This is a genomic window from Streptomyces sp. NPDC028305, from assembly GCF_055569495.1.
Genome location: NZ_JBVHTN010000002.1, coordinates 1,096,594 through 1,122,355, shown reverse-complemented (window position 1 = coordinate 1,122,355; position 25,762 = coordinate 1,096,594). Strand labels below are relative to the sequence as shown.

Below are 25,762 nucleotides of genomic sequence, written 5' to 3'. Positions count from 1 at the left end.
GCCATACCGCGCCCGTCGTACATCCGGCGGACGGAATACTCCCCTGGGAGGGTTGCGGAATCCACCCGGTGTCAGCTGCCGTGCTCAGACCGCCCGCTTAGGGTGCAGACATGATTCTGCGAAAAACCCGGCTGCGCGGCAGACGGCTGCTGGTATGGGCGGTGGCCGCGGTCGCCGTGCTCGCGGGCGCGGGCACCTGGGCGGCCGTCGCCGCAGCGTCCGATGGTCGCCCATCCGTCCACCGCGAGGACCAGGTGCTGCGCATGCCGGGGGCGCGCATCGACACCTCCTACTTCACCTCGGGCTCCGGCCGCAGGCCCGCGGTGCTGCTGGCCCATGGCTTCGGGGGCAGCAAGGACGATGTGCGCGCACAGGCCGAGGAGCTGGCCCGGGACGGGTACGCGGTGCTGACCTGGTCGGCGCGCGGCTTCGGCGCGTCCACGGGGAAGATCGGGCTGAACGACCCGGACCACGAGGTGGCCGATGTCCGGCGGCTGGTCGACTGGCTGGCCAAGCGGCCCGAGGTGCGGCTCGACGCCGCGGGCGACCCCCGGGTGGGGGTGGCGGGCGCCTCGTACGGCGGGGCCGTCTCGCTGCTCGCCGCGGGGTACGACCGCCGCGTCGACGCCATCGCTCCCGCGATCACCTACTGGAACCTGGCCGACTCGCTCTTCCCCGACGGCGTGTTCAAGAAGCTCTGGACGGGGATCTTCTTCACCACCGGATCGGCGGACCCCACCGCCGCCCAGGGACGCGGAGGCCAGGGCCAGGGTCGCGAAGGCCAGAACCGGGACCGCGGCCAGGGCTGCGGCCGGTTCGAGCAGCGGCTGTGCGAGATGTACGAGCGGGTCGCGGTGTCCGGCAAGCCGGACGCCGCCGCCCGCCGGATGCTGGAGGAACGCAGCCCGTCCGCCGTGGCCGACCGGATCAAGGTTCCGACGCTGATCCTCCAGGGCCAGACGGACTCGCTCTTCCCGCTCGGCCAGTCGGACGCGATGGCCAAGGCCATCAAGGCCAACGGGGCGCCGGTCGCCGTCGACTGGATCGCCGGCGGACACGACGGGGGCGACCCCGAGACCGCGCGCGTCACCGACCGCACCCGGGCGTGGTTCGACCGCTATCTCAAGGGCGACAAGGGCACGGACACCGGGCCGGCCTTCCGGATCACCCGCACCGGCGGGTTCGACTCCACCAACGGCGCCGCCCGGCTGCGCGGCGCGACGGGCGACAGCTATCCGGGGCTGACCGGCCACGGGCGGACCGTGCGGCTGAGCGGCCGCGAGCAGTCGTTCGCCAACCCGCCAGGTGGCGGGCCGTCGGCGGTCTCCTCGGTGCCGGGCATCGCGGGTCTGTCCCAGGCCTCGTCCCTGGGCGTCGGGGTCTCCCTCGACTTCCCCGGGCAGTACGCCCGCTTCGACTCGGCGCCGCTGGATCGGTCGCTGCGGATCACCGGCTCGCCCTCGGTCAAGGTGCGGGTGAAGGCGGACGCGCCCGACGCGGTGCTGTTCGCGAAGGTGTACGACGTGGGGCCGGACGGGGCGCAGGTGCTGCCCTCCCAGCTGGTCTCCCCCGTGCGGGTCACCGGCGCCGAGCGCGGCAGGACCGTCGAGCTCCGGCTGCCCGCCGTCGACCACGAGGTCGAGTCGGGCCACCGACTGCGGCTGGTGCTCGCGGCGACCGACCTCGGCTACGCCTCGCCGGCCGAGCCCGCCACGTACACCGTCGCCCTCGCGGACGGCGGTCTGACGGTCCCCACCGCGCCCGAGGTGCGCACCCAGGCCGCCCCGCTGCCCTGGTGGGTGTGGGGGCTGCCGCTGGGGGCCGCCGCGGTGGCGCTGGTCCTGCTGCTCACCGGCAGGCGGCGCACCGCCGCCCCGGCGCCCGACCCCGAGCTGGCCGAGGTGCCGCTGCGGATCACGGACCTGAGCAAGCGGTACGCGAAGTCGGTCGACCGGTACGCGGTGCAGGACCTCTCCTTCACCGTGGAGAAGGGACAGGTCCTGGGGCTGCTCGGGCCCAACGGCGCGGGCAAGACCACCACCCTGCGCATGCTGATGGGGCTGATCACCCCCGACAGCGGTGAGATCCGGGTGTTCGGCCACGCCATCAGGCCCGGCGCCTCGGTGCTCTCCCGCGTGGGCGCCTTCGTCGAGGGGGCGGGGTTCCTGCCGCATCTGACCGGCCGGGCCAACCTGGAGCTGTACTGGCAGGCCACCGGCCGCCCCGCCGAGGACGCCCGTCTGGACGAGGCGCTGGAGATCGCGGGGCTCGGCGACGCGCTGGAGCGCGCGGTGCGCACCTACTCGCAGGGCATGCGGCAGCGGCTGGCCATCGCCCAGGCCATGCTGGGGCTGCCCGATCTGCTGATCCTGGACGAGCCGACCAACGGCCTCGACCCGCCGCAGATCCGCGAGATGCGCGAGGTGATGATCCGGTACGCGGCGGCGGGCCGCACCGTGATCGTCTCCAGCCATCTGCTCGCCGAGGTCGAGCAGTCCTGCACCCATCTGGTCGTCATGGACCGCGGCCGGCTCGTCGAGGCGGGCCCGGTCGAGGAGATCGCCGGCACCGGGAACAGCCTGCTGGTGGGCCACGAGGGCGAGCTGAGCGACGCCCTGGTGGAGAAGGTGGGCGCGCTGCCCGGGGTCGCCTCGGCGGTGCGCACCGGCGACGGGCTGCTGGTGCGCCTGGACGGCACCGGTCCCGCGCGGCTGCTCACGGAACTGGTGCGGCTGGAGATCCCGGTGACCAGCTTCGGGCCCAACCGACGCCTGGAGGACGCGTTCTTGACCCTGATCGGAGGAGGGGCAGCGTGAGCGTGTCATGGCGCGCTGCGCGGGCTGGACTGAGGAGCCGCGCAGCGACGGAGGAGCGAGCAGTGACGAGGGAAGCCCGCGCGTTGGAGCGCGCCAGGACTGAGCGGGTGGAGGGGCGCATGTCTTGGGGCGCAGTGTCGGAGGAGCGAGCAGTGACAAGGGAAGCCCGCGCATGGAAGCGCGGCGAGACCGAGCGGGAGGCAGGGGCATGAGCTCGCTGACGGAGGCGGCGCCCGGACACCGCCCGGGCCGGACCCTGCCGCTGCGGGTCGAGGCGGTCCGGCAGCTGCGCCGGCGCCGGACCCTGGTGATGGCGACGGTGCTGGCGGCGCTGCCGTTCGTGCTCGTCGCGGCCTTCGCGCTGGGCGGCACCCCGGAAGGGCGCGAGAACCGGACCACGCTGATGGTCACCGCAACGGCCTCCGGGGCCAACTTCGCCGCCACCGCGCTGTTTGTCTCGGCGGCGTTTCTTCTGGTCGTGCCGGTGGCGCTGTTCTGCGGGGACACCGTCGCGGCCGAGGCCAACTGGTCCTCGCTGCGTTATCTGCTGGCCGCGCCCGTGCCCAGGACCCGGCTGCTGCTGAGCAAGCTCGCGGTGGCGCTCGGGTTCAGCGCGGCCGCGATCGTCCTGCTGCCGCTGGTGGCGCTGGTGGTGGGGACCGTCGCGTACGGCTGGGACCCGCTGCGGCTGCCCACCGGCGGGTCGCTGCCCACGGGCGAGGCGCTGGGCCGGCTCGGCGTGGTGGTCGCGTACATCTTCCTGTCCCAACTGGTCACCGCGGCACTGGCGTTCTGGCTCTCGACGGTCACCGACGCCCCGCTGGGCGCGGTCGGCGGAGCGGTCGGGCTGACCATCGTGGGCAATGTGCTGGACGCGGTGACCGCGCTCGGATCCTGGCGTGACTTCCTGCCCGCCCACTGGCAGTTCGCCTGGCTCGACGCGCTACAGCCACAGGCGGAGTGGAGCGGCATGGTGGAGGGTGTGGCGGTCTCCGTCGCCTACGCGCTGGTGCTGATCGCGCTGGCCTTCCGCGGGTTCAACCGCAAGGACATCGTCTCCTGAGCGGACGGCCGTTCGGTTCCCGCCCGCGAGTCTGCCGGGCCGTCATGACATGCTGAGACGTTGTGGCGCGCCGGATCGGTCGGCGAACGTCCGGCGTGACAGGGATGGTCGATGAGGCTCTGCTTTCTGGTGGAGGAGCACTACCGCTACGACGGCATGCCGTTGGAGGTGATCCGGCAGCTCACCGCCTGGGGACACCGGGTGGATGTGCTGTGGCCCGGGAGTTCCTTGGTGAGCGTGTCGGAGACGGTCGGGGCGGGCAGCCACGACGCCTGGGTGCTCAAGACGGTCTCCGGGGGGCCGGGCCTGACGCTGCTGGAGGCCGCGGCGGCCGTGGGGCTGACCACGGTCAATGACGCGCGGTCGATCCGCGGGGTGCGGGACAAGGTGCTGGCGGCGGCGATCGGGCGGGCCCGGGGGCTGCCGATGCCCCTGACCTACGCCGCGGCCCGGCCGGAGTCGTTGACCGAGATCCCCGCGGCGGAGTTCCCGCTGGTGGTCAAGCCCGCCGACGGGAGCTCCGGGCGGGCGGTGCGGCTGGTCTCCTCCCCCGAGCGGCTGGCCGCGCTGCGGGCGGAGCTGGCGGGAGAAGGGATGCTGATCGCCCAGCCGTATGTGGCCAACTCCGGGGTCGACCTCAAGGTGTACTGCGTGGACGGCGAGCTGTACGCGACCGAGCGGAGCTCGCCGCTGCACCCCGACGGGCCGGTGCGCGAGCGGCGGGTGCCGCTGTCCGCCGAGGTGGCCCGGATCGTCGCCGAGGCCGGGGCGGCCTTCGGCCTGGATCTGTACGGGGTGGATGTGCTGCTGGGCCCGGACGGCCCGGTGATCGTCGATGTGAACGACTTCCCGAGCTTCCGTCAGGTGCCGGATGCGGCGGCGCGGGTGGGGCGGGCCGTGCTGGAGCTGGCCCGCCGGGGCGCGGGCGGGGCGGGGGCGGCGGCCGTGGTGCCCGCCCCGGCGCGGGCGCGGGTGGCGGAACAGGTTCCCGCGAGCGCCGTCGAGGGCCGATGAGGATCGGTCTGATCACCGCGGAGCCGGGGCATCCGCTGCTGGCCGCCGCGACCGCGCTGCTCACGCCCCGGCATCGGGTGGAGGCGGTGGATCCGGGCGCCTGGGACGGCGCGCCGGACGAACCGGACTCCTTCGGCGCGCTCGCCGACGTCTATCTGCTCAAGGCGCGGACGCCGCGCGCCCTCGGCCTGGCCCGCTACCTGGAGCAGCGTGGCGCTCCGGTGCTGAACGCGGCGGGGGCGACCGAGCTGTGCCAGGACCGTACGGCGATGGCCGCGCTGGCGCTCCGGGCGGGGATGCCGTTCGCGCGCACCCGGACGGTGTCGGCCCTCGCCCGGCTCTCCGCCGAGGAGCTCGCGTATCCGGTGGTGATCAAGAGCCGGCACAGCAGGCGGCACGATCTGGTGGCCAGGGTCGACGATGCCGCCGGGCTGCGGGCCCTGCGCGCCGTCTGGCCGGACGAGCCGGTGGTGGTGCAGCGGTTCACCGAGAACAGCGGCTGGGACCACAAGCTGTGGGTGATCGAGGACCGGCTGTTCGCGGCCGTCCGCCGGTCGGAGCTGGCGGATCCCGGCCGCGGCCCGGCGCTGTCGCTCGGCCCCGGGGAGCTGCCGGAGGGCTGGGCGCGGCTGGCGCTGGAGGCGGGGTCGGTCTTCGGGCTGCGGGTGTACGGCGTGGATGTGATCGACGCGGGCGGCGGGAAGCCGCTGATCGTGGACATCAACGCCTTTCCGGGGGTGCGCGGCCAGGCCGGGGCCCCGGAGGCGCTGGCCGAGCTGGCGGTGCGCACCGCCGGGACGGGGGTCGATTGAGCGGGCCCGGGCCCGGGGATCATTGAGTTGAGGAGCCGTGGCGTCCGGGCCGCGGAGCCCGGGCACGGAGCATGGCCCAGCGAGAGAGACGCCGATGCGCAAGAACGACATTCCGACGCGCCGGGGCGGGACCGCAGGGCTCGGACACACCGGTGCCGGACCGCTCTCCGCCGCGATCGAGGTCGACACCCGCGGATTCATCACGGCGTGGGGGCCCGACGCGGTGCGGGTGCTCGGGTACCAGCCCGGCGAGATGCTGGGGCATCCGGTGCGGGATCTGCTCGCCGGGGATCTTCCTGCGGGGGCCCGGAGCCATCTGCACGCGCGGCCGGGCGACGGCTGGAGCGGCCGGATCGGGACCAGGCACCGGGACGGTCACCGCGTGGAGCTGGCGGTGCAGGCATATCTGCTGACCGACGTCGGGGGCGTGACCCACTGGCTGGTGGCAGCGGGCCCGGAGGCGGCGGCCGCCATGGAGTCCGGGCGGTCCGAGGAGCCCGAGGAGGCCGGGCAGTCCGAGGAGGCGCGGCTGCTGTCGGACTGGACGCTGGACCAGATGCCGGTGCCCGTGGCCATCTACGACACGCGGGTGCGCCTGGTGGACGCCAATGCGGCCATGACCCGCATCACCGGCCGGAGGCTGGAGGAGATACGCGGGCTGCGGCTGCGCGAGATGGACCCGCGCCCCGTCTTCCAGGAGCTCGACCGCCTCCAGGAGCAGGTGCTGCGCACCGGAGAGGGCGTGCGGCACGAGTCGTACGGCCGGGGCATGTCCGGCGTGCCCGGCAAGCGCGCCCGGGCCTGCTATCTGATCCCGATCAAGGACGCGGCCGGCCGGGTGCGGGGCATGTCCGCGCTGGTCTTCGACGACACCGAGCAGCACTGGGCCCGCCGCCGGCTGACCATCGTCAACGAGGCCAGCGTCCGGATCGGCACCACCTTGGACGTGACCCGGACGGCGCAGGAGCTGGCGGACGTGGCCGTCGGCCGGTTCGCCGACTTCGTCACGGTCGATCTGCTGGATTCGATCTACCACGGGCAGGAGCCGACCGTGGGCCCGGCGAGCCGCGCCGTGGACTTCCGCCGGATCGCGCAGCAGTCCGTGCTGCCGGGCTGCCCGGAGGCGTCGCTGGAGGCCGGGGGCGCGGATTCCTGGCCGGAGTACTCGCCTCCGGCCCAGGCCCTGACCACCGGCCGCGGTGTGCGCCACACCGTCCGGGACCCGGAGTTCCGGCGCTGGACCGATGAGGTGCCCCGCCGTGCCGAGGCGGTGCGCCGGTACGGGATGCACTCGGTGATGGCGGTGCCGATGAGCGCCCGGGGCACGACGCTCGGGGTCGCCATGTTCTACCGCCACCGGACGCGGGAGCCCTTCGACGACGACGATCTGCTCCTCGCCGAGGAGATCACGGCACGGGCCGCGGTGTGCGTGGACAACGCCCGCAGGTATACGCGGGAGCGCGCTGTGTCGCTGGCCATCCAGCGCAGCATGCTGCCGCGGCACGGGATACGGCAGGCGGCCGCCTCGATCGCCTCCCGCTATCTGCCGGCGGGCACCGCGGCCGGGCTCGGCGGCGACTGGTTCGATGTCATCAGGCTCTCCGGCGCCCGGATCGGCCTGGTGGTGGGCGACGTGGTGGGTCACGGGGTGCACGCGGTGGCGACGATGGGGCGGCTGCGGACCGCGGTGCGCACGCTCGCCGACATCGGCCTGCCCCCGGACGAGCTGCTCACCCACCTGGACGATCTGGTCATCCGGCTGGACGAGGAGGAGGCCCACACCGCCGGGGAGGGGAAGGGCACCGCCGGGGAGCTGGGCGCCACCTGTCTGTACGGGGTCTATGACCCGATCACCCGCACGGCCTCCTTCGCCAGCGCCGGCCACCCCGCGCCCGTCGTGGTCACCCCCGGCGGCGCGGTCACGCTGCCGAGGGTGCCTCCGGGGCCGCCGCTGGGCGTGGGGGGCCTGCCGTTCGAGACCGTCGATCTGGAGCTGCCCGAGGACAGCACGCTCGTCCTGTACACCGACGGTCTGCTGCGGTCCGCCGCCCGCGACCCCGACGAGGGCCTGGCGCTGCTGTGCCGGGCGCTGGCCGGGCGGGCCGAGTCGCCCGAGCGGGTGTGCCAGTCCGTGCTGGACGCGCTCACCCCGGAGCGGGGCGGTGACGACATCGCCCTGCTGGTCGCCCGGACCCGCACCCTGGATGCCGGGTGCGTCGCCAGCCGGGATGTGCCGGCCACCCCGGCGACCGTCGCCGAGGCGCGCCGGTGGGCCTCGCGGCAGCTGATGGCCTGGGGGCTGGAGGAGGCCGTCTTCACCACCGAGCTGGTGGTGAGCGAGCTGGTCACCAACGCCATCCGGCACGCCAGCAGCCCCATCCAGCTGCGACTGATCCATGACACCGGGCTGATCTGCGAGGTCTCCGACGCCAGCAGCACCGCTCCGCATATGCGCCGGGCGCGCAGCTTCGACGAGGGCGGTCGCGGACTGCTGCTCGTCGCCCAGCTCACCCAGCGCTGGGGCACCCGCCAGACCGCGCACGGCAAGGTGATCTGGGCCGAGCAGAGCCTCCCCGCGGGCCGCCCGGACGCCGCCGTTTCGATCTCCGCCTGAATTCCGGGCAGCCTTGGACAGAGATACGGCGTCTTCTTGGGTAGAGGATGAGGAGGGGGACCGCTGTGAACTGCAGTCAGTGCGGAGCGCCGGTCATCCAGGGGCCGAGCGGCGGTTGGAGTTGCAACAACTGCGGAGCCTCGGGATGACCGACGTCGGACGAAGACCGTCGTACCACCTCACGGGGGCAGCGCGCCCCGCGCGGCGGGCATGCCCTACTTGGCGTACAGCAGGGTGCCGAAGCCCAGTTGGTCGAAGCCGCCGCTGGTGGAGCCGTAGTCTCCACCGCCGCCCTCGGGGCGGCCCTTCTCCGCCATGGCCGTGATGTGCGGGACGGACAGGCCCCGGCGCCTGGCGTAGTGGTAGTGCAGGATGTCCCAAACCGGCCGGGTCTGGCCGCGGCTCGCGGAGGAGATCACGGTCTGGGACTGCTGGGCGCAGTTCTGGCCGGTGCCCCAGGTGTAGGTGGTGAAGGGGACGTCCTGGCCGAGGTTGTACTTGGCCACGTACTGGGCGGCCTTCATGAAACGGTTGTTGTCGTAGCCGTACAGGTCCTCGCCCTGGGACCAGGCCATCTCGCAGAAGGCGCCCATCTGGCCCATGCCCATCATGGTGTGGCCCTGGTCCCGGCCGGACTCCTGCCACTGGGCGAGGCCCTGGTCGTCGTAGACGAAGGGCACGGCGTGCTTGATCGAGCCGTTGCCCGCGCCGTTCTTGAAGTAGTTCACGGCCTGGTCGTACTTGGCCCCGTCATCGCACAGGATGCCGATGGCCAGGATCGAGTTCATGTTGCACAGGTCCCAGTTGGCCCAGTAGTTGGTGATGCAGGCGTCGTTGTGACCGGTGAGGAACTGGTTGTTCAGCGGGTAGAAGACATTGAGCATCATCCGCTTGAACCGGTCGAGGTCGAAGCCGGAGTAACCGCGCATCAGCTCGCCGGCGTTGGCGAACTGGTAGCCGTAGATCCCGGCGGCCAGGAACCGGTCGGCGTTTCCGGTGACCGTGGTGAGCGTGGCGGACCAGGCGTTGAGGATGTCCCGGGCGGTGTCGCCGTGGGCGGTGGTCCCGGCGATCTTCCAGCGCAGGGCGTTCTGGTAGGCGGCGTGGATGTCGTTGTAGAGGATGCCGTAGTTTTCGCCGGTGCCGCCGCGGACGACGGTGGCCTGCGGGTTGGCCTTCCAACCGGACTGGGCGTGCGAGTTGGCGATCAGCCGGTTCCAGCCGGCCAGCCAGGGGTCGTTCCCGGCGGCCACCCGCACCTTGGCCCGGTTGAGTTCACCGTAGGCGTGCAGCATGCCCGGGTGGGTGAAGGTGGCCGGGGCGGCGCCCGCGGAGCCCGCGGTGACGGCGGAGGTGATGCCGCCGGCGGCGCCGGCGAGGGCGAGCCCTCCGGCGGCCTTCAGCACTCCGCGGCGGCTGAGCTTGTGTGTGTTCTCGCGGCTCATCGAGAAGTCACTCCCATCGTGGGGGGATTGTGTGTGTGGGGGGGTGCGGGATGTGGTCAGGGCTGCGATCGGGCCACATGGCGGAGCCCGCCGAGGAGATGGGCGCGGAAGGCGGGGTCGTCATACGCCTCGGGGGCGTGTCCGAGCGCGGTGTAGAAGACCCGCGCGCCGCCGTGCTCATGGCACCAGACGAGTGGATGGTCGTCCCCCATCCCCCCGCCCTCGTACGAGGTCTCGTCGGCGGAGGCCAGCACCCGCACCGCACCGCGCGGGCTGGCCTCGAAGTCGTACCACTCGTCGGTGAACGACCAGGTGGCGCCCAGATGGCCGGTCGCCGGATGGTCCCGGTCCTCGACCGTGAGCACGCCCGGCTGGAGCGCGGGGTGGCGGGCGAAGCGGGCCCCGAGCAGCTCGCCGTAGTACGGCCAGCCGTACTCGGTGCACGCGGCGGCGTGCACCCCCATGAACCCGCCGCCCCTCCCGCAGTAGGCACGCAGCGCCGTCCGCCCCTCGGGGGTGAGGACATCGCCGCTGGTGGAGAGGAACACCACGGCCGCGAAGCGGTCGAGGCCGCCTTCGAGGGCCCGCGGATCCTCCGTCGCCTCGATCTCGAAGCCGTGCTCGGCGCCGAGCTCGCGGAAGGCGCGGACGCCCTCGGGTATGGAGTCGTGCCGATAGGCGGTGGTGCGGGTGTAGACGAGGAACCTCGGCCGGCTCTGCGTCATGGTGGGTCGCTCCCGGAAGGCGTGCGGGTGGGGGTTCAAGGAAACCGGTGCCCATCATGGGCGTCCCTCGCCGTGCCGTCTTCCACCGCTACCAGACGCGAAAATTTTCGACGGTCTCCGCCGCGGCTCCCGAGGTCCGGGAGCGCTCGGCAGAGACCGTTTTCTAGCCGGCTTCCCGGCTCTGGGGCCGGCCCGGGCTCTTGGTCGAGGACCGGATGACGATATGGGTGCCGAGCACCTGGTGCTGGCTCTCGGGGAGCTCGTCGCGGTGCAGGGCCAGCCGCACCGCGGTGCGGCCCAGCTCCTCGTGCGGCACATGCACGGTGGTCAGCGCGGGGAAGACGTCGATCGCCACCGGAATGTCGTCGTAGCCCGCCACCGAGACGTCCTCGGGCACCCGTACGCCACCCTCGCGCAGCGCCTGGAGCGCCCCCGCCGCCACCATGTCCGTCCCGGCGAACACCGCGCTGAAGTCGGCTCCTGAGGCCAGCAGCTCCTGGGCGGCGCGATAGCCGTGGGCGCGGGTGAAGTTTCCGTCCAGGATCAGGGCGGGGTCGGGGCTCAGCCCCATCAGCTCATGGGCCCGGGTGAAGCCGCTGATCCGCTGGGTGCTCGTGGACAGCCCCGGGACCCGGGCCAGATAGGCGATGCGCCGGTGTCCGGCGCTGAGCAGGTGGGTGGTCATCGCGAAGGCGCCGGCCTCGTTGTCGTAGTCCACGACGGTGGCGGGCACGCCCTCGCCCAGCGGTGGCCTGCCGACCAGCGCCAGCCGCGACCCCACCCGGTCCAGGGCGTGCGCGAAGTGGGCCATCCGGTCCTGGTAGGCCTTGTCCTCCCAGGCGCCGCCCACCACGATCACCGCGTCGGCCCGCTGCTCGCGCATCATCTCCACCACGGCGAGGACGCGCTGCGGATCGCCGTGGGTGGTGCACAGCATGCACAGCCGCCCCTCGGCGGACGCCTGCTCCTCCACACCGCGCGCGATGTGGGCGTAGAAGGGGCCGGTCACATCGTCCACGACGAAGGCCACCGTCTTGTTGGTGGACCCGCCGAGCGCGCGGGCATGCGCGTTGACCACGTAGTCCAGTTCGCGCATCGCCTTGAGCACCTTGGCCCGGGTGGCCGTGGCCACCGGATAGGTACCGCCCATGACACGCGAGACGGTGGACGCGGAGACCCCGGCGCGCCTGGCGACGTCCCTGACCGTGGACACGTCCTTGCCCGTGGTGTTCTCCGTCCGCCTGCCCGCCTTGCCCGGTGTGCCCGCGCCGGTCGCCTCTGCTGCCTCGTTCACGTAGGCCTTTCCCCTCGCGCGCCTTCGGCTCAGTTTCCCCCAGCTACCGCTGGGAGGTACCCCCGCCGTCGCGTAACCGCTCACGATAGTCGAGCCGGGCCGCCCCGGACCTGTCTCTCAGCGAGCGCGGGAGCTGACCTGCCGCGGGCGCAGCAGGAAGCGCTGGGTCTTCCCGCTCGACGTCTTGGGAAGCTCGGCGACGAAGCGCACGCTGCGGGGATAGGCGTGCTTGGCGAGCCGGTCCTTGACCAGCTGCTGGAGCTCGGCGGCGAGGGTGTCATCGCCCTCGGTGCCCGCGCGCAGCACCACGAAGGCCTCCATGATCTCGCCGTGTTCCGGGTGGGGCACACCGACCGCGGCCGCCTCCGCCACGGCCTCGTGCTCCAGCAGCACGCTCTCCACCTCGAACGGGCCGATGCGGTATCCGGCCATCAGGATCACGTCGTCGCTGCGCCCGGAGAAGTACAGGTGGCCTTCATCGTCCCGCGAGGCGGTGTCGCCGGTGTAGAACCAGTGTCCGTCGGGGCTGAACTTCTCGGCGGTGCGCTCCGGGGCGTCGCGGTAGCCCTCGAACCACATCAGCGGGCTCTTGGCGATGTCCACGGCCACCCGGCCGGGCCGGCCGGTCTCGGCGACGGCGGAGTTGGTGTCCTCGCGCAGAACGGTCACGCTCCAGCCGGGCAGGGGCCGGCCCATGGAGCCGGGCTTGAGCTCGGCGTGCAGCGCGGGGTGCCAGCCGTTGGCGATGGCCATGCCCAGTTCGGTGGAGCCGTAGTGGTCGCGCACCGGGATGCCGAGGGCCTGCTCCGCCCAGGTGATCACGTCGGCCGGGAGCGGCTCGCCGGCCGCGGAGGCGCACCGCAGCCGCACCCCGTCGGGGGCGGGGGTGGTGCGCAGCTTGCGGTAGACGGTGGGGCCCGCGGTGAAGTTGGTGACGCCGAAGCGGGACAGCACCCGCCATGTCGATTCGGCGGAGAACAGGCCGCCCAGCAGCAGGCTCCGCTGCCCGAGGGCGAGCGGGCCGATGATCGCGTAGTACAGCCCGTAGGCCCAGCCGGGGTCGGCGGCGTTCCAGAACACGTCGGTGGGCCGGTGGTCGAGGCCGAACTCCTGGTACATGGCGAAGCCCGCGACGGCCCGCAGCGGGATCGGCACCGCCTTGGGCGGGCCGGAGGTGCCGGAGGTGAACAGCTCCACGATGGTCGCGTCCCCGCCGAGGGCGGCCGGCTCCTCCAGCGGGGCGTGTCCCTGGAGCAGTTCCGCGAACGACAGGTCGCCCTCGTCGGTGGGCCCGGTGGTGACGATCCGCCACGGCTGGTCGGCGGGGAGGTCGGGGCCGGCGGCCAGCTTGGGGCGCTGCCCGGCGTCCGTGATCACGATCTTGGTACCGTTGCCGGTGATCCGCAGCGCGATGGCCGGGGGCGCGAACGCCGTGAACAGGGGCACCTGGACGGCCCCGATCCGCCATATCGCGAGCGTCGCGACGAGGAGTTCGGTGGACTTGCCCATCAGCGTGGCGACCCGGTCGCCGGGGCCCACCCCGAGGTCCGTGAGGGCGCCGGCCATCCGCGCGGAGGCGTCGCGGAGTTCGCCGTAGGTCATGTCGTGCCCGCTGAGGTCGGCCCCGACCACCGTGAAGGCGACGGCGTCGGCCGGGTGCCGGTCGCACAGCAGCTGGGCGGTGGACGCGCCCGGATCTCCAAAGGTCTTGAGCAGGTCGGCCATGCGCTGTTCCGGGCTGGTCAAGTGGGCTCCTCGTGCGTGCAGGCGAGCGGAATCCAAATCCAGGGGCCGGTGGTGTCCCCGTTGGCTTGGACACGCTATCGCGCCCGCTCGCGAGCTTGTCACCCCGTGTTCGCAAGACCTTTGTCAGCCGACCGCGGCGGTGGGGTTCCCCTCCTTTCTGAAGGTCAGCTTCCCGTCCTCGACATCGACTTCCACATGGCTGTGCGGCGGCAGTTTGCCGTTGAGCAGCATCCGGGACAGCGGGTTGTCGACCTCCCGCTGGATGGTGCGGCGCAGCGGCCGGGCCCCGTACTCGGGCTGGTAGCCCTGGTGGGCCAGCCAGTCGACGGCGGCGGGGGTGAAGTCGACGGGCACGTCCTGGGCGCGCAGCCGGCGCCGGGTCTCCTCCAGGAGCACATCGGTGATCTGCCGCAGCTGTTCGTCGGCGAGCCGCCGGAAGATGACGATCTCGTCGATGCGGTTGAGGAATTCCGGCCGGAAGTGCTCGCGCAGCGGGCGCAGCACGCGGTCCCGGCGGGCCTCCTCATCGGCCTCCGCGCCGCCGCCGAAGCCCAGGACCGCGCCACGCCCGGTGATCTCTTCGGAGCCGAGGTTGCTGGTCATGACGATGACGGTGTTCTTGAAGTCGATGGTGCGGCCCTGGGCGTCGGTGAGCCGTCCGTCCTCGAGGACCTGGAGGAGGATGTTGAAGACGTCGGGGTGGCCCTTTTCGATCTCGTCCAGCAGCAGCAGCGAGTACGGCTGGCGGCGCACCGCCTCGGTGAGCTGCCCGGCCTCCTCGTGGCCGACGTATCCGGGCGGGGCGCCGATCAGCCGGCTGACGGTGTGTTTCTCCTGGTATTCGCTCATGTCCAGGCGGACCATGCGGTCCTCGCTGCCGAACAGCGCCTCGGCCAGGGCGCGGGCCAGCTCGGTCTTGCCGACGCCGGTGGGGCCGAGGAACAGGAAGCTGCCGATGGGACGGCTGGGGTCGGCGAGGCCGGCGCGGGAGCGCAGTACGGCGTCGGCGACGGCGGCGACGGCCTCCTCCTGGCCGATGACCCGCTTGTGCAGGTGTTCCTCGAGGCCGAGCAGTCGGTCCCGCTCCTCCTGGGTGAGGCTGCTGATGGGGATGCCGGTCTGCCGGGAGACGATGTCGGCGATGTCCTCGACGGTGACCTCGGAGACCCGGCCGGGCGGGTGCAGTTTGCCGGACCCCTCCTCGATGCGCCGGTTCAGGTCGTTGACCCGGTCGCGCAGGGCGGTGGCCCGCTCGTACTGCTCGGCGGCGACGGCCTGGTCCTTGTCCCGGGTGAGCTGCTCGACCTCGCGTTCCAGCGCGCGGACGTCGGTGCCCCGGGTGCTGGAGCGCAGCCGTACGCGGGCGCCGGCCTGGTCCATCAGGTCGATGGCCTTGTCGGGCAGGAAGCGGTCGGTGAGATAGCGGTCGGAGAGTTCGACGGCGGCCAGCAGCGCCTCGTCGGTGTAGCGGACCTGGTGGTGGGCCTCGTAGCGGTCGCGCAGGCCGCGGAGGATCTCCAGGGCGTCGGCGGGGGCGGGCTCGGGCACCATGATGGGCTGGAAGCGGCGTGCGAGGGCCGCGTCCTTCTCGATGTTGCGGCGGTATTCCTGGAGGGTGCTGGCGCCGATGACATGCAGTTCCCCGCGGGCCAGGGCGGGCTTGAGGATGTTGCTCGCGTCCATCGGGCCGCCCTCGGAGCCGCCGGTGCCCACGACGGTGTGCAGCTCGTCGATGAAGACGATCAGTTCCTCGGAGTGGGCGCGGATCTCGTCGATGATGCCGGTGAGCCGCTCCTCGAAGTCGCCGCGGTAGCGGGTCCCGGCCACGACGCCCGCGAAGTCGAGCTGTAGGACGCGGCGGCCGAGGAGGATGTCGGGGACATCGGCCTCGGCGATGCGCTGGGCCAGCCCCTCGACGACGGCGGTCTTGCCCACGCCGGCCTCGCCGATGAGGACGGGGTTGTTCTTGCCGCGCCGGGCGAGCACCTCGATGGTCTGCTCGATCTCCTCGTCGCGCCCGATCACCGGGTCGATCCGGCCCTCGCGGGCCATCTCGGTCAGGTCGCGGCCGAACTTGTCGAGATTGGGGGTCTCCCGCCGCCCGGGGCCCGGGCGCTGTTCGGCGGTGCCTGGGGCCGCCGCGAGTCCGCCCGGCGGGCCGGGGCGCGGTTCGAACCGGGCCGCGTGCAGCAGTTGCCCGGCCGTGGAGTCACGGTTGGCGGCGAGGGCGATCAGGACGTGCTCGGGGCCGATGTACGAGGCGCCCGCGGACCGGGCGATGTCGTGGGCGTCGAGCAGTGCGCGCTTGACGGCGGGCGTGACCGCGACCGAGCCGCGCGGCGCCCCCTCCCCCGTCTGCCGGTCGATCTCGGCGACCAGGCTCTCGGGGTCCGCCCCGGCCCGGGCGACCATGGTGCGGGTCGGCTCGGCCGTGAGCGCCGCGCGGAGCAGGTGCTCGGTGTCGAGGTCGGTGGATCCGCGGTCGGCGGCGTACGAGGCCGCGGAGGAGACGAGCTGCCGTGCGGGCTCGCTCATCAGGCGGCCGAAGTCGACGTGCCGGGAGCCGGGTCGCTGCCCGGCCGGTCCGACGCCGAGAAAGCGTGCCAGGAAGTCTCCGAGGGGGTCCGGGCCGAATTCGTCCCGTCCCTCGTACCCGCTGTTCATAGGCATCCGTCCCGGTGGCCCGGCGGACGCGGGCCCCGTTGTCATCGGTGCTCCGGTGGCGTGCGGGTGCTCGGGTGGCGTGCGAGCCGGTCGGCCCGGCACGAGCACCCGCGAGGAAGCTCATTTGGGTCAATTTTAATTGTTTGAGTGATTTTATCCGACATTGCGGCGGCTCGCGCCCCCCGCTCGCCCGGCCCGGCCCCGCGCCCGGCGACATGCCGGGGTGCTGGGCCGGACGGCGCAGTGGCCTGGACCCATCGGGTGCGTTTCGTCGGCCGTTCCGGTGAAGTACGGCGCGGCCCCGCAAGAGCGGACTCCCTCACGCACATAAATACAACTATCCGCCTATTTGGCCCATGTGAGCGTGAGGTGAACCCCTTTGTCTCTCCAGACCCGCCAAAGGATCGCGCTCGTGGTCTCCGCGCTGTTCGGTGCGGCGACCGCGTGCACCGCAGGCATACCCGCCACCCCCGATCCGGGGGAGAAGTCCTCGAGGACCGCGGCCGCGGCGAAACCCGGGCCCACCAAAGGGTTCACTCTGGCGGCCACCGGCGACCTGCTGATCCATGACTCAGTGATCCGCCAGGCGCGCGCGGACGCGGGCGGCAACGGCTACAACTTCGGGCCCATGCTCGCCGGGGCCAAGTCCGTGGCCTCCCAGGCCGACCTGGCGATCTGCCACATGGAGACGGTCTACGGCGCCGCGGGCGGCCCGTTCACCGGCTACCCGACGTTCAAGAGCCCGCCGGAGGTCGCCGAGGCGGCCAAGGAGCTCGGCTACGACTCCTGCTCCACCGCCTCCAACCACACGCTGGACGCGGGTGCGGAAGGAGTGACCCGCACACTCGACGCGATGGACCGGGCCGGGCTCCGCCACGCCGGATCGGCCCGCTCCGCCGACGAGCAGCGCATGCCGACCCTGCTGAAGGCCGGCGACGCCACGGTCGCCCATCTCGCCTACAGCTACGGCACCAACGGCATCCCCGTACCCAAGGGACAGGCGTGGCTGGTCAACCTCATCGACCCGGCGCAGATCGTCGAGGACGCCCGCGCCGCGCGCCGGGCCGGGGCCGATGTGGTCGTGGTGAGCCTGCACTGGGGCACCGAGTGGCAGGAGGCGCCGGACCAGCTCCAGCTCTCGGTCGCCAAAAAGCTCACCGCCTCGGCCGACCACGGGCGCCGCGACATCGATCTCATCCTCGGCACCCACGCCCATATCCCGCAGGCGTACGAGAAGGTCAACGGCACCTGGGTGGTCTACGGCATGGGCGACCAGGTCGCGGGCGTCATGAACGACCCGCGCGGCCAGATGGGCTCGGCCGCCCGCTTCACCTTCGCCCCGCCCGCCACCACGGACAAGCCGTGGACCGTGAAGAAGGCGGAGTTCATCCCCCACAGCGTGGCCAACGACCCGATCCGGGTGGTGAACCTCCCCCGTGCGCAGGCGAACGGCGCCGGCGCCGACACCACCGCCCTGGACACCATCCGCCGCGCCGTCCTCAGCCGGGGAGCCGGGCGGGACGGGCTCACGATGGGCCGCTGACGCCCGGCAGCGTCAGCCCGGCCCATCGGTGCCGCCCGTCCACTCCGCCCTTCCGTCCCGGCCCGTCGGATACGGCCCGCCGGGCGCGGCCCGTCAGTACGGCCGGCCCGTCACTCCGCCGCGGGGGCGTGACCGGAGAAGGCCGCGGCCATGCGCAGCCATGGCTCCGCCTCCTCGGCACGCCCCTGCCGCTGGAGCGTGCGGCCCAGCATCAGATGGGCGTAGTGCTCGACCGGGTCGCGCGCGATCACCTCGCGCAGCTGCTCCTCGGCCCGGCCCAGCTGCGCCGAGTGGTAGTAGGCGCGGGCCAGCAGCAGCCGGGGGGCGGTCTGCTCGGGGGCCTCCTCGACGACCTGGACGAGGAGCTGGGCGGCCTCCGTGTACTGCTTCGCCTCGAAGTACAGCCCGGCCCGCTCCCAGCGGTCCGCCGTGGTCTCCTCCCGCTCCTTGTCGTCGAACAGGCTCAGCGCGGTGACCCAGCGGTCGGCGGTGGGCTCACCGTCGGGCCGGAAGCTGTTGAAGTTGTCGATCATGTCAGGCTCCTCCCTGAGGTGAGGGGTCATTCGGGCCGCAGGGCCGCGAGCTGCTGCTCGAACGGCACCACGGCTTCGGCCTCGGGCTCGGGGGCGGCGGCGCCCCGGCGGCCGCCGATCAGCTCCGCCAGCTCGCCCGCCGCCCGGTCGATGCGGGTGGGCAGGGTGTCGGTGAGGGGGTCACCGGAGCCACCCCAGTCCTCGGACGCGGCGTACACGGCCGTGGGAACCACGATCGCACGCAGATAGGCGAACAGCGGCCGCAGGGCGTGCTCCAGCGCGAGCGAGTGCCGCGCGGTGCCGCCGGTCGCGCCGGCGAGCACCGGCTTGCCGGTCAGGGCCGTGTTGTCGATCACATCGAAGAACGACTTGAACAGCCCGCTGTAGGAGGCGGAGAAGACCGGGGTGACGGCGATCAGCCCGTCCGCGCCGGTGACCTTCTCCACGGCCTCCTCCAGGGCGGCCGACGGGAAGCCGGTGACCAGGTTGTTCGCGATGTCGCCGGCCAGGTCGCGCAACTCGATCACCTGCACCTCGACCTCGTGCCCGCCCTCCGCCAGCAGCCGCCGGGTGGCCTCCGCCAGCCGGTCGGCCAGCAGCCGGGTGGACGAGGGCACGCTCAGCCCGGCCGAGACCACGGCGAGCGTCACCGGCCGCGGGGCACCGTGCTGCTGGGGAATGTGTCGCATGACCGTACTCATTGGGCCACCTCCTCGAGGGCCTTGGCGTCGCGCTGGGCCACCAGCGACGCGTGGGTGGGGGCGTCCGGCACATCGGCCGGGCGGTTGTGGGCGAACTCCTTGCGCAGCACCTCCACGACCTCGCCGAGCAGGTCGAGCTGTTCCAGCACCGTCTTCAGCGGCAGGCCCGCGTGGTCGACGAGGAACAGCTGGCGCTGGTAGTCGCCGAAGGTGTCCCGGAAGGTCAGCGTCTTTTCGATGACCTCCTGGGGGCTGCCGACGGTCAGCGGGGTCTCGGCCGTGAACTCCTCCAGGGAGGGGCCGTGGCCGTAAACGGGCGCGTTGTCGAAGTACGGGCGGAACTCACGCACCGCGTCCTGCGAGTTGCGGCGCATGAACACCTGCCCGCCGAGGCCGACGATGGCCTGCTCCGGCGTGCCGTGCCCGTAGTGCGCGTACCGCTCCCGGTAGAGGTTCACCAGCTTCTGGAAGTGGTTCTTGGGCCAGAAGATGTTGTTGGCGAAGAAGCCGTCGCCGTAGTACGCGGCCTGCTCGGCGATCTCCGGCGAACGGATGGAGCCGTGCCAGACGAACGGCGGCACACCGTCCAGCGGCCGCGGCGTGGAGGTGAAGCCCTGCAGCGGGGTGCGGAACTTCCCCTCCCAGTCGACGACGTCCTCGCGCCACAGCTTGCGCAGCAGCGCGTAGTTCTCGATCGCGAGCGGGATGCCCTGGCGGATGTCCTGCCCGAACCAGGGGTAGACCGGGCCGGTGTTGCCGCGGCCCATCATCAGGTCCACCCGGCCGTCGGCCAGGTGCTGGAGCATCGCGTAGTCCTCGGCGATCTTCACCGGGTCGTTGGTGGTGATCAGCGTGGTGGAGGTGGACAGGATCAGCCGCTCGGTACGGGCCGCTATCCAGCCCAGCATGGTGGTCGGCGACGAGGGGACGAACGGTCGGTTATGGTGCTCACCGGTCGCGAAGACGTCGAGACCGACCTCTTCGACCTTCTGCGCGATGGCGACCATCGCCTTGATCCGCTCGTGCTCGGTCGGCTCCCGGCCCGTGGTCGGGTCCATCGTGACATCGCCGACCGTGAAGATACCGAACTGCACCGGTCTCACCCCTCCTAGGATGTTTACGGTTCAACTATATCCCCGGAACGTGGCAGCTGTCGCCACTATTCCCCCGCCCGCGGTGGTCCCGTGAACAGGGCGCGAGCAGGGGAAGGGCGTCGGTTCGGATCGGCTGTCGTGGCAGGTGAGCGGGTCAGCCGAGCCGGACGGGCCCGGCGGACGGAATCGTGGCGCGGAGGGCGGCGGCGTACGCCTCGTCGGGGTCGAGCCGGCGCAGTTCCTCGGCGATCAGCTCGGCGGTGCTGCGCACCTTCAGCGCGAGGGTGCGGGTGGGCTGCCCCGGGATGGACAGCGTGGCCACCGGCCCCTCCGGCCGGTCGATGTGAATGTCCCCGGCGGCGGTGCGCAGCCGGACCGCGGTGACCACCGGGCCCTCCGTGACGACCTGCTCGACGGGCACCTTCAGCCGGTCCGCGAACCAGCGGGCCAGCAGCTCCGCGCTCGGGTTGTCCGCCTCGCTCTCCACCACCGCCGAGGTCACGGAGGCCCGCGCCTGGTCGAGCGCGGCGGCCAGCATGGACCGCCAGGGCGTGAGCCGGGTCCAGGCCAGGTCGGTGTCGCCGGGGGCGTACGAGGCGGCGCGGGCCGCCAGCTCCCGCAGCGGGCGCTCGACGGCGTACGTGTCGGTGATCCGCCGCTGCGCCAGCGCGCCCAGCGGATCCCTGACCGGATGGTCGGGGGCGTCGACCGGCCACCAGACCACAACCGGGGCGTCCGGCAGCAGCAGCGGCAGCACCACCGACTCGGCGTGCTGGGCGAGCTCGCCGCGCAGCCGCAGCAGTACGGTCTCGCCGCTGCCGTCGGCGCCGCCGACGCGCACCTCGGCGTCCAGCCGGGACTGGCCGCGCTCGCGCGGGGAGCGTCCGGGCCGCTTGATCACCACAAGGATCCGGGAGGGGTGCTCCTGGGAGGCGTCGGCGGCGGCCTTGAGGGCGTCGTAGTGGTTGGCCTCGTCGGTGACGATGACCAGGGTCAGCACCATGCCGACCGCCGGACTGCCGATCGCCCTGCGGGCCTGTACCAGGGCCGCGTTGATCTTGCTCGATGTGGTGTTGGTCAGGTCGGTGTTCATGGCCGGCGCCAGCTCCTGCCGTTCTCGTTCGAGCGGTTCGTCCGCGGCCCGAGCGTATCGTCACTCCCCCGCCGGGCCGGGGCGAATGATCAATACCGAACGGTCGAGGCCGTGGCTGATCGGTGCCGGCTGTCCGGTGCCTTCGGCGCTATGGCCGCCCGCCGTGCTGCCCGCCACCGAGGGTGGCAGTCCCGGCCGCGGCCTCCACCTCCAGCAGCGAGGCGCTGTGCCGCTCCGCCTCGAACGCCGCACGGCCGCCGCGCAGCCCGAAGAGCCGCTTGGAGAGCAGGATGTAGAGCACGGCGAGGATGTTGATCACCAAGGTGGCGATCTTCAGCCAGCTGACCTTCTCGGTCAGCTCGTAGATCTCCAGCGGCAGAAACGCGGCGGTGGCCACCACCGCCAGATACTCGGCCCACCGCTTGAGCAGCCACAGCCCCACGCCCTCGACGAGCTCGATGGCCGCGTAGGCGGCCAGCGCGGCCGCCACGATCACGAGGGTGGAGTGCCGGTACTCGAAGGTCTTGCGGATGGTGTCGACCACCGGCGAGTGGTCGAGGTCGTAGTGGAAGTGGCGGGCCACCGGCCGGAAGACGGTGAGGTTCTCCTGGAAGAGCCGGCGCACCGCGGCCCGGCTGTTGCTGAACCGGTAGACCGCGACGGCCGCCAGCAGCACGAAGAGACCGCGCAGAAACCGCTCGGCGGCGATGAAGCGCATCACGATCAGGTCCCGCAGGGCCTTTCCGCGCAGCACCAGCGGGGCGTCGGCCGCGGGCCCGGAGCCGTGGGGCGCGCCGAGGGCGAAGTCGCCGCAGCGCAGACAGCGCCAGGCGTCGCCCAGGGCGGTCGCGGCGTGCAGCCGCTCGCGCAGCTCGTCCTCCGCGGGCGAGTAGGTGACATGGCCGCGACGGGCGCAGGTACGCCGATTCCAGTCGATCTTCACGCTCAGCGCTCCGTTCCAGTGATGGCCGGCGTGTCGGACATGTGCGCGATGGTAGGCGCTCCGGCGGCGCTCACCGAGCCGGGGGGCCGTGGAGGGAGAGCGCGCCGTCCCGGCCGAGGACGACGCGGGAGCCGTGGGCGGAGCTGACCCGGTCGAGCACCCCCCGCAGCCAGCGGGAGTCGCCGAGGGTGGCGTGGCGCAGCCGCATCCGCCGGGCGCGCATGGGCACCATCCGGATTCCGGTGAGTTCGCCGGTGTCCGGGGCCACCGCGACGAAGTAAAGCAGCCGCAGATCGTCCCGGTACTCCTCATAACCGGTGATGCCCTCGTAGTCGTCGATGAAGTCGCCGCAACCGTAGAGGACGAGCTTGCCCCGGTACACCTCCAGGGGGCGGGGGTGGTGCGAGGAGTGGCCGTGCACCACATCGGCGCCACCGTCGATCAGCGTGTGCGCGAAGCGGATCTGGTCGTCGGAGATGTCGTACCCCCAGTTGCCGCCCCAGTGGATGGAGACGACGGCGATGTCGCCCGGCCGCTTGAGCTGCCGGATCCGGCGGGCGAACCGGGCCGCGCGGGCCTCCGACAGCTCGGGGAGGAAGTCGACGCCGGAGCGGTGCTCGGCCGCGGCCCACTCGTACGGGATGCCGCTGGACCCGGTGCCGCAGGAGAACACCAGCACGCGCCGCCCGCCCCCGACCGGGACGGCCGCGGGCCGCCGTGCGGCGTCGGCGTCCCGCCCCGCGCCCGCCACCCGCAGCCCCGCCCCGGCCAGGGCGTCCAGCGTCTCCGCGAGCCCCCTCCGCCCGAAGTCCAGCACGTGGTTGTTGGCCAGGACGCACACGTCGGGCCGGGCGGCGGCCAGGCACGGCAGATTGGCCGGGCTCATCCGGTAGTGCACGCTCTTCCCCGGCGCGAACTCGTCGCTCCGCGTGACGCTGGTCTCCAGGTTCACCACCCGGACGTCGGGCGCGGTCTCCTCCAGCACCCGCAGCGCGTCCCCCCACGGCCACCCGTAGTCCACCGGGCGCGGCACCCGGCCGTGTGCCTCCTCCGTCAGCTCGACGTAGGCGCTGGAGTCCCGGATGTACGGCTCCCGCAGCTCCGGGTCTCCGGGGTGCGGGAGGATCTGGTCGACGCCGCGCCCGAGCATCACATCGCCGCACAGGAACAGCGTCGTCGCATCGCCGCCCACACCCCCAAACTAGCCCGTGGCCGAGGCCCGCCCCAGCCCTCGCATCGCCCCCGGCGCCTTGCCGATGAGCGCGCCGTGTTCCTGGCGGGCGTAGAGCCGGACCAGGTCGTGGTAGCGGTAGCGGCCCGGGGCGGGCGACTCCAGGAGTGCGCTGTCGACGAGGGAATCCAGGAGGGGTTCGACGGCAGGGTCGCACCGGTCGAGGCCGAGCAGCGCGGCGGCCGTGGCCAGGGACAGGTCGGGGCCGTCCGCGAGCGCCAGCAGCCGGAAGGCGCGGGCCTGGTCCGGCCGCAGCCGCCCGTACGCGGGCGCGAAGCAGGAGGTGACGGTGAGGTCGCCCATGCGCAGTTCGTCGAGCCTGCCGCGCTCGTCGGCCAGCCGGGCGGCCACGGCGGAGACGGTCCAGGCGGGGCGGGCGGACAGGCGGGCCGCGGCGATCCGGATGGCCAGCGGGAGGAAGCCGCAGGCGGCGACGGTGTCGCGGCAGGCCGCGGGCTCGGCCTCGGCGCGCTCCTCGCCGATGGCGTGGCCGAACAGGGTGAGGGCTTCCTCGGGGCTCATGACCTCGAGGTCCAGCGGGCGGGTGCCGTCGAGGTCGGCGAGCCGGGCGCGGCTGGTGACCAGGGCGGCGCAGCCGGGGGCGCCGGGGAGCAGGGGGCGGATCTGCGTTCCGTCGTGGGCGTTGTCGAGCAGAACCAGCACCCGGCGGCCGGCGAGGGTGGACCGGTAGAGCGCGGCCCGTTCGGATGTCCCTGCGGGGACGGCGGCGGCGGGGATGCCCAGGGCGCGCAGAAACGCGCCGAGGACGGCTCCGGGGTGGGCGGCACCGGGGCCGGGGCCGAGCAGGTCCGTGTAGAGCTGCCCGTCGGGGAAGTGCCCGCGGGCCGCGTGGGCGACCCGTAACGCCAGCGCGGTCTTGCCCACTCCGCCGAGCCCCCGGACGGCGAGGACGGGCATCACCGCGCCCTGGGCGCACGACAGTTGCTCGGTGAGGCGGTGCACCAGAGTGGTGCGTCCGGTGAAGTCGGCGAGCTGCGCCGGGAGTTGGGCGGGGCGCGGTGAGACATACGGGGCAGTGTCCCCGGCGGGTGGGTGTCGTCGCGGGGCCGGGGGGCGGGCGACGGCCGGGGAGGCGCACAGCACGTTCTGGTAGAGCTCGGTCAGCTCGGGACCGGGGTCCACGCCGAGCTCCTCGGCGAGCAGATGGCGGGTGTCGGTGTACACCCGCAGCGCCTCGGCCTGTCGCCCGGCGCGGTACAGCGCGAGCATCTGGAGGGCGCGCAGCCGCTCCCGCAGCGGGTGTTCGACGGACAGGGCGGTGAGCTCCGCGAGGGCCTCGGTGTGGTGGCCCAGTTCCAGGTCGAGTTCCAGCCGGGTCTGCACCAGGGTGAGCCGCCACTCGGCCAGGCGGGCGCGCTGTGCCTGCGCGTAGAGCCCGGGGACGCCGCCGAGGGGTTCGCCGTCCCACAGGGCCAGGGCTTTGCGGAGCAGTTTCCGGGCGCGCGGCGGATCGCCCGCGGCCCGGGCGCTCCTGGCCTGCGCCTCGTAGCCCTCGCACACCACCAGGTCCAGCGCCTCGGGCGGCACGTGCAGGGCGTATCCGCCGGAGTCGGAGACGAGGGCGCGCCCCAGTGTCCTGCGCAGTTGGAAGGCGTACGTCCGCAGGGTCGCGAGGGCGCTCCGTGGCGGTTTGCCGCCCCACACCGCGTCCATCAGCTCCTGCGCGGTGGCGGTGTGGCCGCGGCGCAGCAGCAGTGCGCACAGCAGGGCGCGTTCCTGCGGCCGCCCCGCGGCCAGTGTCTCTTCGCCGCGCCGCACCCGCACCGGCCCCAGGACCGCGAACCGCAGGGCGGCCGGGGGCGGCTCGGCCGCGCCCGCCGGAGGGGCGGCGGTGTCCCGTCGGCGGTGTTCGGGCACATCGAAGCCGAGGCGGTACAGCGGGGTGTCGAACATCTCCTCCAGGACCCGCTGTGCGGATGGCTGAGGGCAGGGCGGCCCGGGTTGCCGCCACCGGTGGAACTGGCGGGCGGTCACCTCCTGTGGTTCTCCCAGCCGCGTGGCCACCGTCGCGTAGACCATGAGAAAGACCGCCGGCCGTGCCCACCGCCGCTCCTCGCACGCGCGCGAAAAGGCCGTCCCCCGCATTCCCTCGCCTCCGAGCCCTGTCCCCCGACGCGCTGTCCCCCGACGCTCGTGGATCACTGTAGTGGCCGGGGGCTCGCGGGCCGCGGTGTTCCGCGCAACAGGAAAAGTCCGGGGAGAAGTCCGGTTTTCCGGCCTTCCGAATGTCCGTGCCGGGGGGCGGACCAGGATATGGACATCGACCTGCGCCCGGTGGGACCGGGCGTACGGCACATCATCCGAGGCCAGAAGCGATCCGATGGCCGCCGCTCCGCTTTCCGGCTCCCGGCTTCCGGACCCTCCCCCGTGTCCCAGCTCGTCCTGACCGGATGGCCATCTCGGCGATGTT

Annotated in this window: 17 protein-coding genes and 1 pseudogene; 6 read left to right on the top strand and 12 right to left on the bottom strand. The window is 72.8% G+C overall.

Annotated features, from left to right (window positions below; genetic code table 11):
* The first annotated feature begins 110 nt into the window (after positions 1 to 110).
* The 5 genes from ACZ4WQ_RS11040 to ACZ4WQ_RS11020 all read left to right on the top strand — a co-directional run bounded on the left by ACZ4WQ_RS11040 (position 111) and on the right by ACZ4WQ_RS11020 (position 8,319).
* A complete protein-coding gene (locus tag ACZ4WQ_RS11040) occupies positions 111 to 2,816 on the top strand; it encodes a CocE/NonD family hydrolase (protein WP_468022165.1) in 2,706 nt (901 codons plus the stop codon).
* 208 nt (positions 2,817 to 3,024) lie between these two features.
* The gene (locus tag ACZ4WQ_RS11035) at positions 3,025 to 3,879 is read left to right on the top strand and encodes an ABC transporter permease (protein WP_311723009.1); all 855 of its coding nucleotides are present in this window, start codon (positions 3,025 to 3,027) and stop codon (positions 3,877 to 3,879) included.
* Positions 3,880 to 3,990: 111 nt separating this feature from the next.
* Positions 3,991 to 4,893 (top strand): RimK family alpha-L-glutamate ligase, encoded by a 903-nt coding sequence (locus tag ACZ4WQ_RS11030; protein WP_398376885.1) that lies wholly within the window; start codon positions 3,991 to 3,993, stop codon positions 4,891 to 4,893.
* Complete coding sequence (locus ACZ4WQ_RS11025) at positions 4,890 to 5,705, top strand: RimK family alpha-L-glutamate ligase (RefSeq protein ID WP_398376883.1); 816 nt, start codon at positions 4,890 to 4,892, stop codon at positions 5,703 to 5,705. Before ACZ4WQ_RS11030 ends, ACZ4WQ_RS11025 begins: the two co-directional genes overlap by 4 nt.
* A gap of 94 nt (positions 5,706 to 5,799) precedes the next feature.
* A complete protein-coding gene (locus ACZ4WQ_RS11020) occupies positions 5,800 to 8,319 on the top strand; it encodes a SpoIIE family protein phosphatase (protein WP_468022164.1) in 2,520 nt (839 codons plus the stop codon).
* Between the two features lie 215 nt (positions 8,320 to 8,534).
* Here ACZ4WQ_RS11020 and ACZ4WQ_RS11015 read toward each other — a convergent pair whose 3' ends face one another.
* The 5 genes from ACZ4WQ_RS11015 to ACZ4WQ_RS10995 all read right to left on the bottom strand — a co-directional run bounded on the left by ACZ4WQ_RS11015 (position 8,535) and on the right by ACZ4WQ_RS10995 (position 16,193).
* The gene (locus ACZ4WQ_RS11015; RefSeq protein WP_311723012.1) at positions 8,535 to 9,764 is read right to left on the bottom strand and encodes an alginate lyase family protein; all 1,230 of its coding nucleotides are present in this window, start codon (positions 9,762 to 9,764) and stop codon (positions 8,535 to 8,537) included.
* 56 nt (positions 9,765 to 9,820) lie between these two features.
* Positions 9,821 to 10,489: a ThuA domain-containing protein gene (locus ACZ4WQ_RS11010; protein WP_468022163.1), complete on the bottom strand. Its 669-nt coding sequence runs from the start codon at positions 10,487 to 10,489 to the stop codon at positions 9,821 to 9,823.
* Positions 10,490 to 10,652: 163 nt separating this feature from the next.
* Positions 10,653 to 11,702, bottom strand: coding sequence for a LacI family DNA-binding transcriptional regulator (locus ACZ4WQ_RS11005; protein WP_468022181.1), 1,050 nt, complete (start codon positions 11,700 to 11,702; stop codon positions 10,653 to 10,655).
* 198 nt (positions 11,703 to 11,900) lie between these two features.
* Positions 11,901 to 13,529 carry an AMP-binding protein gene (locus ACZ4WQ_RS11000; protein ID WP_311723015.1) on the bottom strand — a complete coding sequence of 543 codons (1,629 nt, stop codon included), beginning with the start codon at positions 13,527 to 13,529 and terminating at the stop codon, positions 11,901 to 11,903.
* A gap of 123 nt (positions 13,530 to 13,652) precedes the next feature.
* Entirely contained in the window at positions 13,653 to 16,193 is a 2,541-nt protein-coding gene (locus ACZ4WQ_RS10995) for an ATP-dependent Clp protease ATP-binding subunit (protein ID WP_468022162.1), read from the bottom strand.
* A 379-nt stretch (positions 16,194 to 16,572) separates the two neighbouring features.
* Between ACZ4WQ_RS10995 and ACZ4WQ_RS10990 the strand changes: the two genes are divergently transcribed.
* Positions 16,573 to 17,736 (top strand): CapA family protein, encoded by a 1,164-nt coding sequence (locus ACZ4WQ_RS10990; RefSeq protein WP_468022161.1) that lies wholly within the window; start codon positions 16,573 to 16,575, stop codon positions 17,734 to 17,736.
* A gap of 110 nt (positions 17,737 to 17,846) precedes the next feature.
* On the opposite strand, the gene ACZ4WQ_RS10985 is transcribed toward ACZ4WQ_RS10990, so the two are convergent.
* From ACZ4WQ_RS10985 to ACZ4WQ_RS10955, 7 genes and pseudogenes are all read right to left on the bottom strand, one after another.
* Positions 17,847 to 18,269, bottom strand: coding sequence for a tetratricopeptide repeat protein (locus ACZ4WQ_RS10985; protein ID WP_311723018.1), 423 nt, complete (start codon positions 18,267 to 18,269; stop codon positions 17,847 to 17,849).
* Between the two features lie 26 nt (positions 18,270 to 18,295).
* Complete coding sequence (locus ACZ4WQ_RS10980) at positions 18,296 to 18,958, bottom strand: FMN reductase (protein WP_398376878.1); 663 nt, start codon at positions 18,956 to 18,958, stop codon at positions 18,296 to 18,298.
* Between the two features lie 8 nt (positions 18,959 to 18,966).
* Complete coding sequence (locus ACZ4WQ_RS10975) at positions 18,967 to 20,064, bottom strand: LLM class flavin-dependent oxidoreductase (RefSeq protein WP_468022160.1); 1,098 nt, start codon at positions 20,062 to 20,064, stop codon at positions 18,967 to 18,969.
* A gap of 154 nt (positions 20,065 to 20,218) precedes the next feature.
* On the bottom strand, positions 20,219 to 21,157 hold the full coding sequence (gene opcA / locus ACZ4WQ_RS10970) for a glucose-6-phosphate dehydrogenase assembly protein OpcA (RefSeq protein ID WP_311723021.1): 939 nt from the start codon (positions 21,155 to 21,157) through the stop codon (positions 20,219 to 20,221).
* 148 nt (positions 21,158 to 21,305) lie between these two features.
* Positions 21,306 to 22,100: a DUF2127 domain-containing protein gene (locus ACZ4WQ_RS10965; RefSeq protein ID WP_385349968.1), complete on the bottom strand. Its 795-nt coding sequence runs from the start codon at positions 22,098 to 22,100 to the stop codon at positions 21,306 to 21,308.
* A gap of 70 nt (positions 22,101 to 22,170) precedes the next feature.
* Entirely contained in the window at positions 22,171 to 23,292 is a 1,122-nt protein-coding gene (locus ACZ4WQ_RS10960) for a CapA family protein (RefSeq protein WP_385349965.1), read from the bottom strand.
* 84 nt (positions 23,293 to 23,376) lie between these two features.
* Positions 23,377 to 25,245, bottom strand: a pseudogene (locus ACZ4WQ_RS10955) (AfsR/SARP family transcriptional regulator); the annotation flags it as partial.
* Between the last annotated feature and the right edge of the window lie 517 nt (positions 25,246 to 25,762).

What these genes read in the sequence shown, in the direction of transcription:
- ACZ4WQ_RS11040 (WP_468022165.1), top strand. Translation starts at nt 111, where the DNA reads ATGATTCTGCGAAAAACCCGGCTGCGCGGCAGACGGCTGCTGGTATGG.
- ACZ4WQ_RS11035 (WP_311723009.1), top strand. Translation starts at nt 3,025, where the DNA reads ATGAGCTCGCTGACGGAGGCGGCGCCCGGACACCGCCCGGGCCGGACC.
- ACZ4WQ_RS11030 (WP_398376885.1), top strand. Translation starts at nt 3,991, where the DNA reads ATGAGGCTCTGCTTTCTGGTGGAGGAGCACTACCGCTACGACGGCATG.
- ACZ4WQ_RS11025 (WP_398376883.1), top strand. Translation starts at nt 4,890, where the DNA reads ATGAGGATCGGTCTGATCACCGCGGAGCCGGGGCATCCGCTGCTGGCC.
- ACZ4WQ_RS11020 (WP_468022164.1), top strand. Translation starts at nt 5,800, where the DNA reads ATGCGCAAGAACGACATTCCGACGCGCCGGGGCGGGACCGCAGGGCTC.
- ACZ4WQ_RS11015 (WP_311723012.1), bottom strand. Translation starts at nt 9,764, where the DNA reads ATGAGCCGCGAGAACACACACAAGCTCAGCCGCCGCGGAGTGCTGAAG.
- ACZ4WQ_RS11010 (WP_468022163.1), bottom strand. Translation starts at nt 10,489, where the DNA reads ATGACGCAGAGCCGGCCGAGGTTCCTCGTCTACACCCGCACCACCGCC.
- ACZ4WQ_RS10995 (WP_468022162.1), bottom strand. Translation starts at nt 16,193, where the DNA reads ATGAACAGCGGGTACGAGGGACGGGACGAATTCGGCCCGGACCCCCTC.
- ACZ4WQ_RS10985 (WP_311723018.1), bottom strand. Translation starts at nt 18,269, where the DNA reads ATGATCGACAACTTCAACAGCTTCCGGCCCGACGGTGAGCCCACCGCC.
- ACZ4WQ_RS10980 (WP_398376878.1), bottom strand. Translation starts at nt 18,958, where the DNA reads ATGCGACACATTCCCCAGCAGCACGGTGCCCCGCGGCCGGTGACGCTC.
- opcA (WP_311723021.1), bottom strand. Translation starts at nt 21,157, where the DNA reads ATGAACACCGACCTGACCAACACCACATCGAGCAAGATCAACGCGGCC.